Annotated in this window: 9 protein-coding genes and 1 pseudogene; 4 read left to right on the top strand and 6 right to left on the bottom strand. The window is 67.9% G+C overall.

Annotated features, from left to right (window positions below; genetic code table 11):
* Positions 1 to 2 precede the first annotated feature (2 nt).
* The 4 genes from F1643_RS06735 to F1643_RS06720 form a co-directional block, all read right to left on the bottom strand.
* Positions 3 to 320: a CcdB family protein gene (locus F1643_RS06735; RefSeq protein WP_194912098.1), complete on the bottom strand. Its 318-nt coding sequence runs from the start codon at positions 318 to 320 to the stop codon at positions 3 to 5.
* Positions 317 to 559 (bottom strand): type II toxin-antitoxin system CcdA family antitoxin, encoded by a 243-nt coding sequence (locus F1643_RS06730; protein WP_194912096.1) that lies wholly within the window; start codon positions 557 to 559, stop codon positions 317 to 319. The genes F1643_RS06735 and F1643_RS06730 overlap by 4 nt, the downstream gene beginning before the upstream one ends.
* A 328-nt stretch (positions 560 to 887) precedes the next feature.
* Positions 888 to 2,513 (bottom strand): fumarate hydratase, encoded by a 1,626-nt coding sequence (locus F1643_RS06725; RefSeq protein ID WP_194912093.1) that lies wholly within the window; start codon positions 2,511 to 2,513, stop codon positions 888 to 890.
* Between the two features lie 385 nt (positions 2,514 to 2,898).
* Positions 2,899 to 7,017: a Pls/PosA family non-ribosomal peptide synthetase gene (locus F1643_RS06720; protein WP_194912091.1), complete on the bottom strand. Its 4,119-nt coding sequence runs from the start codon at positions 7,015 to 7,017 to the stop codon at positions 2,899 to 2,901.
* A 616-nt stretch (positions 7,018 to 7,633) separates the two neighbouring features.
* Here F1643_RS06720 and F1643_RS22430 point away from each other — a divergent pair.
* From F1643_RS22430 to F1643_RS06710, 3 genes and pseudogenes are all read left to right on the top strand, one after another.
* Entirely contained in the window at positions 7,634 to 7,939 is a 306-nt protein-coding gene (locus tag F1643_RS22430) for an SDR family NAD(P)-dependent oxidoreductase (protein WP_255542471.1), read from the top strand.
* Positions 7,940 to 7,944: 5 nt separating this feature from the next.
* A pseudogene (locus tag F1643_RS22425) lies at positions 7,945 to 8,396 on the top strand (SDR family oxidoreductase).
* Between the two features lie 39 nt (positions 8,397 to 8,435).
* A complete protein-coding gene (locus F1643_RS06710; RefSeq protein ID WP_194912088.1) occupies positions 8,436 to 9,716 on the top strand; it encodes an MFS transporter in 1,281 nt (426 codons plus the stop codon).
* 3 nt (positions 9,717 to 9,719) lie between these two features.
* On the opposite strand, the gene F1643_RS06705 is transcribed toward F1643_RS06710, so the two are convergent.
* Complete coding sequence (locus F1643_RS06705; protein ID WP_194912085.1) at positions 9,720 to 10,202, bottom strand: Lrp/AsnC family transcriptional regulator; 483 nt, start codon at positions 10,200 to 10,202, stop codon at positions 9,720 to 9,722.
* Between the two features lie 132 nt (positions 10,203 to 10,334).
* Here F1643_RS06705 and F1643_RS06700 point away from each other — a divergent pair, with 132 nt between their 5' ends.
* Positions 10,335 to 12,746, top strand: coding sequence for a transketolase (locus F1643_RS06700; protein ID WP_194912083.1), 2,412 nt, complete (start codon positions 10,335 to 10,337; stop codon positions 12,744 to 12,746).
* Positions 12,747 to 12,753: 7 nt separating this feature from the next.
* Here F1643_RS06700 and F1643_RS06695 read toward each other — a convergent pair whose 3' ends face one another.
* Positions 12,754 to 13,503, bottom strand: coding sequence for a FadR/GntR family transcriptional regulator (locus F1643_RS06695; protein WP_194912081.1), 750 nt, complete (start codon positions 13,501 to 13,503; stop codon positions 12,754 to 12,756).
* Positions 13,504 to 13,587 lie beyond the last annotated feature (84 nt).

Genomic DNA, 13,587 nt, shown 5'->3' with positions numbered 1-13,587 from the left:
ATTCATCCCCAGGCGCGGGAAATTAGGAGGTCGATGGCGGCGATGATGCGGTCGCTGTCGGCGGCGAGGGAGCAGACCTTTTCGCCGAGCCGTTCGGTGCGAACCGTCACGGTCTGTAGTGGATGAAGAACCACCGAGCGTCCATCGATTTCAAAGGATGGATTCAATTGAGGATCGATGGGCGGCTCCGCGCGCTTGTCGATCATTGGAATGACGACGCGGCTGCGCGATCTGTCGAACCTTCCCGATTGAATGACAACCACGAACGGAGTCGTCTGACGGCCGGCACCGATGTTTCTATGGACGTCGAACTGGCTCATAAGATGTCATCGACATGCTGGTCCGCGAAAGAGCCATGTTTTTCATCGAAGCGGTTCCAGGCTTCGATCACGTCATCCAGGCGGCGTTCACGGTCCGCCTTCGCCACCTCGTCGGCCAGCAGCTTCTCGACCCGCTCGGACAGGTCGCCGGGGAGGGACTGCGCGCGTTGCAGGATGTCCTCGTCCAGCGACAGTGTGACGTCCCGCTTCGGTGCGCGCCGGTCATAGACACCGTCCATTGGAAAGCCCTCCCCCGATCCTGATGCACTGAAGATAGGCGCCCCCGGTGCCGTCCGGCAAGCGGGCAGCAAAAAGGGCGCGGCGCCTCTCGCAAGGCGCCGCGCCCCCTTCAGACCTTGTGGGTTTTGGAAGCCTTTGTCGGCCGTCATCCCCGCGAAGGCGGGGATCCAGGCGGCTCCGCATCTAAGGTCTTGAAACGGCTGGATTCCCGCCTTCGCGGGAATGACGGCCGAGAGACGTTCATGATGTGATCCGATGCGAATCGGTTCAAACCTCAAGCATCTCTCAGCAGGTCTCGCAAAACTCACAAACTCTCACAGGTCCGGATCAGGCGAGCTTCAACTCCTTGAAGAAGTCGTTGCCCTTGTCGTCGACGATGATGAAGGCCGGGAAGTCCTCCACCTCGATGCGCCAGATGGCTTCCATGCCGAGTTCGGGATACTCGACGCATTCCACCTTCTTGATGCAGTCCTGGGCCAGACGGGCGGCGGCGCCGCCGATGGAGCCGAGATAGAAGCCGCCATGCTGCTTGCAGGCCGCCGTCACTTCCGCGCTGCGGTTGCCTTTGGCCAGCATGACCATCGAGCCGCCCGCCGCCTGGAACTGGTCGACGAAGCTGTCCATGCGGCCGGCCGTGGTCGGCCCGAAGGAGCCCGAGGCGTAGCCTTCCGGCGTCTTGGCCGGGCCGGCGTAATAGATCGGGTGGTTCTTGAAATAATCCGGCAGCGGCTCGCCGGCGTCCAGGCGGGCGCGCAGCTTGGCGTGGGCCAGATCGCGGGCGACGATCAGCGGACCGGTCAGCGACAGGCGGGTGCGGATCGGATACTGGCTCAGCGTGGCGCGGATCTGCTCCATCGGCTGGTTCAGGTCGATCTTCACGACCTCGTCCGACAGATGCTCGCCGCCGATCTCCGGCAGATACTGGGCCGGATCGGTCTCCAACTGCTCCAGGAAGATGCCGTCCTTGGTGATCTTGCCCACCGCCTGACGGTCGGCCGAGCAGGACACGCCGATGCCGATCGGCATCGAGGCGCCGTGGCGCGGCAGGCGGATGACGCGGACGTCGTGGCAGAAATACTTGCCGCCGAACTGGGCGCCGATGCCCATGTTCTGGGTCAGCTTGTGGACCTCGGCCTCCATCGCCAGATCGCGGAAGGCGTGCGCGTCCTCGCCGCCCTCGGTCGGCAGGTTGTCGAGGTAGCGGGCCGAGGCCAGCTTCACCGTCTTCAGGTTCTGCTCCGCCGACAGGCCGCCGATGACGATGGCGAGGTGGTAGGGCGGGCAGGCGGAGGTGCCGAGATAGCGGATCTTGTCTTCCAGGAACTTCAGCAGCCGGTCGGGCGCCAGAACCGACGGCGTGGCCTGATGCAGGAAGGTCTTGTTGGCCGACCCGCCGCCCTTGGCCATGAACAGGAACTTGTAATAGTCCTCGCCCTCGGAATAGATGTCGATCTGCGCCGGCAGGTTGTTCCGGGTGTTCTTCTCCTCATACATGGAGATCGGCGCCAGCTGGCTGTAGCGCAGGTTGCGCTTCAGGTAGGCGTCGCGGGCCCCCTCCGACAGCGCGGTCTCGTCGCCGCCCTTGGTCCAGACGCGGCGGCCCTTCTTGCCCATGATGATGGCGGTGCCGGTGTCCTGGCACATCGGCAGCGTGCCGGCGGCGGCGATGTTGGCGTTCTTCAGCAGGTCGAGCGCCACGAATCGGTCGTTGGCCGACGCCTCCGGATCGTCCAGGATCTTCGCGAGCTGGGCCAGATGGCCCGGACGCAGCAGATGGTTGATGTCGGAGAAGGCAGCCTCGGCCAGCAGGCGCAGACCCTCCGGCTCGACCTTCAGGATCTGCTCGCCGTCGAACTCGACGACCGAGACGTGATCCGAGGTCAGCTTGCGGTAGGTCGTGTCGTCCTTGGCGAGCGGAAACAGGCCGCGGGCTGAGGCGATGTCGTCGGGCATTGGGGCGTTCCTTCGTGACGATCCAACGGCCTCCGCGAAACCGCGCCCGGCCGGGCGCGCGAAGGGGGCAGGCCGCGCTCGGCCCCCCTTATACACCGCTCCCGCGCGGAGACAACCATCGGCGGGACGGAAGGCGGCGCGGCGGTTTGTCGTGGGGAAATGGTGGGGAAGTGGTCGTACCGGTGCGAGGTTAGACCCCCACCTAACCTCCCCCGCTGGGCGGGGGAGGGACTGCCGCCGTACCCTGACAAAGCTCCTGTTCCCCTCTCCCGCCCCGCTCTCGCACAAAGCTATGCTTTGTGCTGACGCGGCAAGCGGACCTTTGGTCCGCTGAGAGCGGGGGAGGGTCAGGGTGGGGGTAAGCTTCGCCCCCTCACGCCGCCCCCTACGCCGCCGCCTTCACATGCCCCTCGACCGCCTCATGGCCGTGGACGGCCGGCTCGGCCGGAGCGCCGACCCAGTCGCCGTGGGCGGGGATTTCCTCGCCCTTCATCACCAGGGTCAGCGGACCCAGGCGGGCGAAGTCGCCGACATGGGTGTCGTACAGCACGGTGGCGCCGGCGCCGATGGTGACGCCGGTGCCCACGCTCACCCGGCCGACCTTCATCACGCGGTCCTCGTACAGGTGGGTCTGCAGGGCCGACAGGGCGTTGATGGCGCAATGGTCGCCGACCGACACGCAGTCGAACTCGGTGATGTCGGTGGTGTCCATGTAGACGCCCTTGCCGAACTTCGTGCCGAAGATGCGCAGCACCCAGGGCAGCATCGGCGTGCCGCGCAGATGGTCGAGCAGCACCTTGCCGGCCAGACCCCAGTAGAGCACGGCCACCGCCTCCGTCCGCATCGCCCACCAGGACCACATCGGCTTCACGGTGGGGGCGTAGCGGCCCATCAGCAGCCATTTCACCAGCGCCACCACCAGCACCATCGCCATCGGGATGGCGACGCTGACTGCCAGGAACTGCCAAAGGAAGGTGCCCCAGCGCCCGTCCAGGATGGCGGGGGCGAAGAACTCCACCGCGAAGGTGCCGAAGGTGATGAACAGCATCGTCGGCATCGACAGGCTGAACGCCTCGAACACGGCGCGGCCGAGACGGCGGGCGCGCGACGGCTCGAAGGTCCAGTTGGCCGACACGTTGTCGAACTTCTGGCGGACCGGCAGCCTGATCGGCGGGCTGCCGAACCAGGTGTCGCCGGCCTGCATCTCGGCGTTGGCCGGCGGCTTGGACTTGATGCCGATCAGCGTGCCGGTCGGGATCGAGGCGCCCGGCGGAACCACGGCGTCATTGCCGACGAACACGCGGGCCTCGGTCATCACCGGCTGGAGATGCATCCAGCCGCGGCGGATGTCCTCGTCGCCCAGCACCACCTCGTCGGCGATGAAGCACTTCTCGCCGATCTCCACCAGATCGTAGCGGCCGGCGAGGTTGGTCGAGATCTCGGCGTCGCGGCCGATCTTCGCCCCCATCAGGCGGTACCAGGCCCGCATGTAGACGGTGGCGTAGAGCGAGCTGAGGGTCTCCAGCATCACCTCTGTCGCCAGGGCGATGATCCATTTGCGGACGTAGAACCAGCTGTGGACCGAATAGGATCCGGCCTCCACCTTCGGCAGCACGACCCAGCGCGCGGCGGCGATCAGCAGGACGGTGAAGGCGACCAGGAACATGGCCGTCGGCCAGGCGATGGCGGGGACATAGAACAGGTAGTTGACCTTGAACAGGCCGCCCATCCAGGCGTCGAGCCGGTCGAACAGGTAGAAGGCCGGGAAGATCGGGATCAGCGCCACCGGCGGCAGGCCGACCAGCGCCACCAGATAGACCAGCGCCTGGGCCGCCCGCTTGAGGACGCCGGCACGCGGAGCCTGGGGCAGGGCGGCGCGGTCGACCATGCCGACCTTGCGGGCGGGCGAGCCGTCCCACGATTCATAGGCGCCGGTGCGGGTGCCGGCGGCGAGCGCGGTCAGGTCGGCCAGCTCGGTGCCGGGAGCGACGACGGCGTCGTGGCCGATCACGCAGGAGGTGCCGATATAGGCGTCGTCGCCGATCTCGATGGTGCCGATCACCAGCTCGTTGCCGATCACCTCGGCATTGGCCAGCTTGACCTTGCCGCCGGTGGAGGCGCCGCGCCCGATGCTGACCAGATCGATGGCGCCGGATTCGAACTCGCCGATCATGGCGTCGGCGCCGATCCTGGCCCCGAGGGCGCGCAGGAGCAGCCGCATCACCGGCGATCCCTGGAACCACTTCAGGTGGACCAGAGCGATGAAGCGCTGGGCCAGCCACCAGCGGTAATAATAGACGCCCCACAGCGGATAGCGGCCCGGCTTGGTCCGGCCGATGATCAGCCATTTCGCCGCGATGGCGATGGCGACGGTCGCGATGTTGATGACGACATAGACGCCGAACATCGTCGTGATCTCGCCCAGCAGCCCGGCATCCTCGCCCGACAGAAGCATGTAGCTGACGAACACGCCCAGCCACTGCACCGTCATCAGCGCCAGGATCACCGGCAGGGCCGCGGCCTGGGCCAGGCCGCACAGCAGGCGGCGGCGCAGCGGCGGCGGCTCGAAGGACAGGTCGGCAGGCTCGGCGCCGCGACCCGCCGGCGCCTTGGCGTCCAGCCGTTCGGCCATCGACCGCAGCGTGCGGGCGCCGTAGACGTCCTGCAGGGTCAGGCTGGCCAGCCCGGCGGTCTCGCGCACCGCCGAGACGAAGCGCGCCGCCAGCAGCGAATGGCCGCCGAGGTCGAGGAAGAAATCGGCCTCCAGCGGGATCGAGTGGCCGGGGAAGACGCGGCGGGCGGCGTCCAGCAGGGCGGCCTCGGTCGGGGTGCGCGGCTCCTCCTGCTCGCCCGCGCCGGCATCCTCGGTCAGGGCCATCGCCTGCAGGGTCTTGCGGTCGGCCTTGCCGGAGGTCAGGCGCGGCAGCTCCGCCACCCGCTCGTAATGCGCCGGCACCATGTAGGCCGGCAGCTGCGCCCGCAGAGCGTCGCGCAGCGCGGTCTTGTCGAGGGACGCCCCCGGCTGCGCCACCAGGAAGGCGACCAGACGGTCGAGCCCGTTGTCGGTGCGCAGGACCACCGTGGCCTGGGCGACGCCGGGCAGGTCGGTCAGCTTCGCCTCGATCTCGCCCAGCTCCAGACGGAAGCCGCGGATCTTCACCTGATCGTCGATGCGGCCATGGAAGCGCAGGTTGCCGTCGGCATCGACGCTGACCGCGTCGCCGGAGCGGTAGAGCAGCGGATCCGGATGTGGGCTTGGCGTACCGGAGCGGAACGGGTTGGCGATGAACTTCTCCGCCGTCAGCTCCGGCCGGCCGAGATAGCCCTGTGCCACGCCGGGGCCGCCGATCAGCAACTCGCCCTGGCTGCCGGCGGCCACCGGCTGCAACGCCTCGTCCACCACATAGCAGGTGTAGTTGGGGATCGGGCGGCCGATGGTGACGGGGGTGTCGGGTAGCACCTCGGCCACCGTGGCGACGACGGTCGCCTCGGTCGGGCCGTAGCTGTTGAACAGGCGCCGGCCCGGGCGGCACCAGCGAGACGCGACCGCCGGCGGGCAGGCCTCGCCGCCCAGGATGACGACGCGCAGCGACGGAACGTCCTTCGGCAGCATCGCCAGAAGGGTGGGCACGGTGTCCAGAACGGTGACGCCGGCGTCGTTCAGCACGTCGGCCAGCCGGTCGGCCTCGTCCAGAACCTGTCGGCTGGCGACCCACAGGGTGGCGCCGGCCAGATAGGGGACGAAAATCTCCTCCAGCGACAGGTCGAAGGCCACCGAGGCGCCCTGGAACGCCACGTCGTCGGCGGTGATGCCGTAGATGCTGTTGGCGGCGCGCAGGTAATGGCAGATGTTGCGATGGCTGATGACGATGCCCTTGGGCTTGCCGGTCGAGCCCGAGGTGTAGATGGCGTAGGCCGGGCTGTCCGGCGTCACCCCGTCGGCGCGCAGGTCGAGCGGACGGTCGTCGTCGCCCAGAACGTCGCCGATGCGCAGAGTCTGCACTGCGGCACCAGCGGCGGCCAGCGTCGCCGCCTTGGCGCCGGTCACCAGATCGATCAGGATCGCCGGGGCGGCGCAGTCGGCCAAGCTGACGGCCACGCGCTCGGCGGGTGCGTCGGCATCGAAGGGCAGATAGGCGGCGCCCGCCTTCAGGATGCCCAGCAGCGCGACATGCAGGTCGAGCGACCGCGCCATCCACAGCCCGACGAAGCAGCCGGGGCCGATGCCGCGCGCCCGCAGGCCGCGGGCAACCCGGTTGGCGCGCGCGTCCAGCTCGGCATAGCTGACGCGCCGGCCTTCATAGACGATGGCCGTGCGGTCCGGATGCGCCGTTGCGGTCGCCTGCGGAATGTCGGGCAGCAGCTCGTCCCGCAACAGGGACGGTTCGATGGTTCCGCTCAACGTCGGCGCCGTTGGAACGGCGGTTTGGGAAGGGGGCGCCGTCGATTGGCCGGCCGGGGAAACGTCGGTCGGGCCGTCGGCCCGCGCAGTCAGCAGAGTCACGCTGTGTCAGCCTTCCAAAGGGAATCAGCGCGGTGGCGCCAGGGGGGACCCGTTCATCGGCTGGTCCCGGCGGTCGGCTGAACGCGGCGATGGGCCGCTCGCATGTTGTGGTGCTTTATGGTTAACGAATGCTTGCCGTCCGGCATGGCGGCAGCCGTACCGATGGGAGATGGCAAGTCTTGGGCTTTCCAAGCGCTGTGCAAGCAACATTCGCCCCAGCCAAAAGAAAGAAGAAGACCTGCCGGCACCGGATACATGCGTATACATGAACGTGCGGACGGCGCTTTCATGATCCTTTGCGGCGTGGTGGTCAAGGGTGTCCTTTTGTATGCCTGCCGATGCGCCTGGGCATGTGTCGGCGCCACCACATGCCGGCCGGTGCTCGGGGTGGCGGCACATGCCCTTTCGTCTGTCGTGTCCAATCCTGCGCTGATGTAGGTCGACCTGCAGCGTCCGGGTCATTCGGCTTCTGCATGGCTGCAGCTACCTGGGCTCCGGTTCCGCCGCCCATTTTCATGATGGACGTCATCAAAAAAGCTATTCATTATGATCGTCATTAAAAATGGGCCGATGCCGGTGTGGGCCGCAACAGCCATCCGAACGACAGGAGAGGGACATGAGCATTTCGACGGACATGAGCGGGCGGGTCGCGCTGGTCACGGGCGGCACCTCCGGCATCGGGCGGGCGGCGGCGCTTGCCTTCGGCGGGGCGGGGGCGACCGTCATCGTCACCGGCCGGCGCGAGGCGGAGGGGCTGGAAACGGTGGAGATGATCGACCGTGCCGGGGGGATCGGGCAATTCCTGGCGGCCGATGTCGCCGATGCGGCACAGGTGGCAACCCTGTTCGAGCGGATCGAGCGCGACCATGGCCGTCTCGACGCCGCCTTCAACAACGCCGGCATCCATGAGGTTGGCCGGTGACCGAGATGGAGGAGGCCGCGTTCGACCGTATCCTGACCGTCAACGTGAAAGGCGTTTGGCTCTGCCTGAAGCATGAGCTGACGATCATGCGACGGCAGGGGCGCGGCGCTATCGTCAACACCGGTTCGGTTCTGGGCCAGATCGGCATGGCCGCAACGCCGCCTATTCCGCCAGCAAGGCGGCGGTGGAGGGGTTGACCCGCACCGCCGCCATCGAAGTCGCGGCCTCGGGCATCCGCGTCAATGCCATCTGCCCGGCGATCATCCAGACGCCGATGACCCAGGCCTCCTTCGGCGGAGCCGAGCGGGTCGAGGCTGCGCTGGGTCCGCTCCATCCCGTCGGCCGCGTCGGCCGTCCGGAGGAAGTCGCCGCAGCCGTTCTCTGGCTCTGCTCCGACGCCGCCGGCTTCGTCACCGGCCAGTCGATCAACATCGACGGCGGCGTCACCGCCCGATAAGCGCCCGCAGATCGAACGGATCACTGGAGATATCGGCCGATGCTGTCCGCTCCTCTCGCCGCAGCCCTCGGGCGCCGGGACATCCATTACGGTTGGGTCGTCGTCGGCGTCACCTTCCTGTCCATGCTGGTGTCGGCGGGCGCGGTCGGCGCCCCCGGCGTCCTGCTGTTGCCCCTCCAGCGGGAGTTCGGCTGGGATACCGCCGATATCTCCACCGCGATGGCGATCCGCCTGCTGCTGTTCGGGCTGATGGGCCCCTTCGCCGCCGCGATGATCAACCGCTTCGGCGTCCGGCGCATGGTGCTGTCCTCCCTGGCCCTGGTCGGCGGTGGACTCCTCGCCTCGCTGGGAATGCGCGAGGTTTGGCAACTGATTGTGCTCTGGGGCTTCGTCGTCGGCTTCGGCACCGGCCTGACCGCCATGGTGCTGGGCGCCACCGTCGCCACGCGCTGGTTCGTCTCCCGGCGGGGGCTGGTGATCGGGCTTCTGACCGCCAGTTCCGCAACCGGGCAACTGGTCTTCATGCCGCTGCTGTCGATGCTGACGGCAGCCTATGGCTGGCGCACCGCCATCCTGCTGCTGTGCGGCCTGATCGCCGTGGCCGCCCTGGCGATGCTGGCCCTGATGCGCGACCGTCCCGCCGATCTCGGCCTGTCCGCCGTCGGCGAGACCGCTGGCACGCCGCCGCCCGCCGCAGCCGGAGCCATCCTGCCGGCGGCGCTGGGGGCGCTGCGCGATGCGGCGGCGACCCGGACCTTCTGGATCCTGTTCGCCACCTTCTTCATCTGCGGTGCCAGCACCAATGGCCTGATCCAGACCCATCTGATCCCGCTCTGCGTCGATTTCAGCGTGCCGGAGGTGCAGGCGGCCGGGCTTCTGGCCCTGATGGGGATCTTCGATTTCGTCGGCACGGTCGGGTCCGGCTGGCTCTCCGACCGCTACGACAATCGCTGGCTGCTGTTCTGGTATTACGGGCTGCGCGGCCTGTCGCTGCTCTATCTGCCCTATTCGGAATTCACCCTCTACGGCCTGTCGGTTTTCGCCGTCTTCTATGGGCTGGACTGGATCGCCACCGTGCCGCCGACCGTGCGCCTGACGGCGGAACGCTTCGGCCGGGAGCGTGCCAACCTCGTCTTCGGCTGGATTTTCGCCGGCCATCAGCTGGGCGCCGCCGTCGCGGCCTTCGGCGCCGGCCTGTCGCGCACCGCCCTGCAGAGCTACCTGCCGGCCTTCGCCGCCGCCGGTGCACTCTGCCTGCTCGCCGCTCTGCTGGTGCCGATGCTGGGCCGCCGCGGCAAGCCGGCCGTCGTCGGTGGATGACGCCTATCCCCCAAGATGCTCCAGCGGCAGGGCGGTACGGTAGCGCACCTGTTTCAATGCGAAGCTGGAGCGGATGCTGGCGACGCCGGGGATGCGGGTCAGGTGCTCTTTCAGGAAGCGCTCGTAGCTGGCGAGGTCCGGCACCACGACCCGCAGCAGGTAATCGGCGTCGCCCGTCATCAGATAGCATTCCAGCACCTCCGGTCGCGCCATCACCGCCGCCTCGAAGCCGTCGAGCCGCGCCTCCACCTGCCGTTCGAGACTGACATTGACGAAGATGTTGACCGGCAGATCGACGGAGGCCGGATCGACCAGCGCCACATACCGGGCGATCACCCCCGCCTCCTCCAGCACCTTGACCCGGCGCAAGCAGGGGGAGGGCGACAGGCCGACCCGCTCCGCAAGTTCGGTGTTGGGCAGGCGGCCATCCTGCTGAAGAGCGGCCAGGATCTTGCGATCGATACGGTCGAGGGGATGTTTTGGCATCAGATGCCGCTTCCTGGGATGTCTTGGCATCCGATGCTAAAGCGGAGCCGCGGCCGACGCCAGTTCGCAAGCATATGCCGGATCACAAATGATAGGCTGATTCAATCGTAACTTCTATCCGGGAGCAGACCCATGACCGCGACCCAGCCGTCCTCCGCCGATCTCGCCTGCCTGGCGGAGCTGGAGCGCAAGGTCCTCTGGCTCGCCTCCTGGACCATCCACAACGCCAACCATGTCCGCCCCAACCTGGACGGGCTGAAGATCGGCGGCCATCAGGCTTCCAGCGCCTCGATGTCCACCATCATGACGGCGCTCTACTTCTCGGCCCTGCGGCCGGAGGACCGGGTGGCGGTGAAGCCCCATGCCAGCCCGATCTTCCACGCCATCCAATATCTGCTGGGCAACCAGACGCAGGAGAAGCTGGAGAATTTCCGCGGCTACAAGGGCGCCCAGTCCTACCCGTCCCGCACCAAGGACGAGGACGACGTCGATTTCTCCACCGGCTCGGTCGGGTTGGGCGTGGCGCAGACTCTCTTCGCCTCGCTGGTCCAGGATTACCTGAAGGCGAAGGGCTGGGCCCCCGGCCTGCCGGAAGGCCGCATGGTCTCGCTGGTCGGTGACGCCGAGATGGACGAGGGCAACATCTTCGAAGCCCTGCAGGAGGGATGGAAGCATGGCCTGCGCAACACCTGGTGGATCGTCGACTACAACCGGCAGAGCCTGGACGCGGTGATCCGCGAAGGGCTGTGGGAGCGGTTGGAGAACATCTTCCGCGCCTTCGGTTGGGACGTGGTGATCCTGAAATACGGCACCCTGATGCAGGAGGCGTTCAAGGAGCCGGGAGGCGAGCGCCTGCGCCACTGGATCGACAGCTGTCCCAACCAGCTCTATTCGGCCCTGACCTACCAGGGCGGTGCCGCGTGGCGCCGCCGCCTGATGGACGATCTGGGCGACCAGGGCGACGTCACACGCCTGATCGAGCGCCGCAGCGACGAGGAACTGGCCCGTCTGATGGGCAATCTCGGCGGCCACGACCTGCCGTCCCTGCTGGAGGCCTTCGCCCGGGCGCGGACCCATGACCGGCCGGTCTGCTTCATCGCCTACACCGTCAAGGGCTTCGGCCTGCCGCTGGCCGGCCACAAGGACAACCACTCCGGCCTGCTGACGCGCGAGCAGATGGACGGTTTCCGCGCCGCCAACAAGGTCCGTCCGGGCCATGAATGGGACCGCTTCGAGGGGCTCTCTCTGCCGGACACCGCGCTGGAGAAGTTCCTGCGCCGGGTTCCCTTCGCGCAGAAGGGCCGCCGCCGGTACGAGGCTCCGGCAGTCGCCGTGCCGGCCGCCCTGCAGGCCCCGACGCAGAAGAGCCTGTCGACCCAGGCGGCCTTCGGCCTGATCCTCAACGAGATCGGGCGCGAGCGCTCGGCACTGGCCGAACGCATCGTCACCACCGCGCCGGACGTCACCGTCTCCACCAACCTCGGCGCCTGGGTGAACCGGCGCGGCCTGTTCGCCAAGAGCGAGATGGCCGACCTGTTCAAGAAGGAACGCATCCCCTCCACCTACAGCTGGGACTTCTCGCCGAAGGGTCAGCATCTCGAACTGGGCATCGCCGAATCCAACCTGTTCATCCTGCTGTCGGCGCTGGGCCTGTCGCACAGCCTGTTCGGTGAGCGGCTGCTGCCGATCGGCACCGTCTATGACCCCTTCATCATGCGCGGCGCCGACCAGCTGAACTACGCCTGCTACCAGGATGCCCGCTTCATGCTGGTGGCGACCCCCTCCGGTGTCACGCTGGCGCCGGAGGGCGGGGCGCACCAGTCCATCGCCACCCCGCTGGTCGGCATGGCCCAGGATGGCTTGGCCTATTTCGAACCCGCCTTCGCCGACGAACTCGCGGTGGTGATGCGCTGGGCCTTCGACTACATGCAGCGGGACGGGGAGGGGACGCCGAGTGAGCGCAACTGGCTGCGCGATGAGACCGGCGGCTCGGTCTATCTGCGCCTCTCCTCCCGCGCGCTGGAGCAGCCGACCCGGACGATGGACGAGGATCTCGCCCACGACATCGTCGACGGCGCCTATTGGCTGCGCAAGCCGGGGCCGAACGCCCAGGTGGTGATCGCCTACACCGGCGCCGTCGCCCCCGAGGCCATCGCGGCCATCGGCATGTTGGGGGAGGACCGGCGCGATGTCGGCCTGCTGGCGGTGACCTCGGCCGACCGGCTGAATGCGGGCTGGAGCGCCGCCCAGCGGGCGCGCGAGCGTGGCCTGTCCCATGCCCGCGGCCATATCGAGCGGCTGCTGGAGGGGGTGCCGTCCCATTGTGCTCTGATCACCGTAGTGGACGGCCATCCGACCACGCTGGGCTGGCTCGGCTCCGTCGCCGGTCACCGGACGCGGGCGCTGGGGGTGGAGCATTTCGGCCAGACCGGCACCATCGCCGACCTCTACCGCCATCACGGGATCGACGCCCACGGCATCGTCGCGGCGGCGGAAGCGGCGTCCCCCGGCCGGCCGGTGCGACACCTGCGCGCCATCGGCTGAACAGGCGTCAGCCGGCGCGTTCGGCCCGCTTTTCCAACGCCTCGCGATAGCGGTCGCGGGTGTAGTCGACCAGAGTGCCGAGCGCCGTCGTCGCGGCCTCGGCATCCCGCCTTTCCAACGCCTCCACCAAGCGGGCGTGGAACCCGACGATGGCCTCGCGCTCGCGCACCCGGTAGATGATCATGTTGCTGACCGGCTGCAGCGCCTCGACCACCGCATGCATCAGGTAGGACAGCAGGGCATTGCCCGCCGCATCCACCAGGGCGCGGTGAAACCGCACGTCCGAGGCGCAGAACTCCTCGTCGGTCAGCGCCGCCTCGCCCTGACGCGCCAACTCATTCCGCATCGTCGCAAGCGGAGCGGCTAATTCCGCATCGTCCCGCGCGGCCGCCAGGCGGCAGCAGACACCTTCCAGTTCCAAACGGGCCGTCGCCATATCGTCCAGCCCGATGTCGCCGACCGCCACCATCAGGGTGGTGGCGTTGGCCAGCGACCGCGCCGCGTCCTCCGGTGCCGGGCTGGCGACGAAATTGCCGCCGGTCGGGCCGCGGCGGGAGCGGATCAGGTGCTGGGCCGCCAGACGCTTCAGGGCCTCCCGCACGGTGGGACGCGAGACCTTGAAGCGCTGGGCCAGTTCCTCCTCGGTCGGCAGCCGCTCGTCCACCTTCAGCCGTCCATCCATGATGGCGGCCCGCAGGCTGTCGGCGATCTGCTTGGCCGCGCTGACGGTGACGACGCTCTCGAACTCGACCGGCATGTCCGCTCGCTGCTGGTTTCGAACAACTCTATGGTCAGAAGGTCAGACGTTTCAACATTTGCTGAGGAGCACGCGGATGGCACT

Origin of the sequence: Azospirillum sp. INR13 (assembly GCF_015390205.1) — a bacterium.
Classification (GTDB): Bacteria; Pseudomonadota; Alphaproteobacteria; order Azospirillales; family Azospirillaceae; genus Azospirillum.
This window is presented reverse-complemented; position numbering and strand designations above follow the sequence as displayed.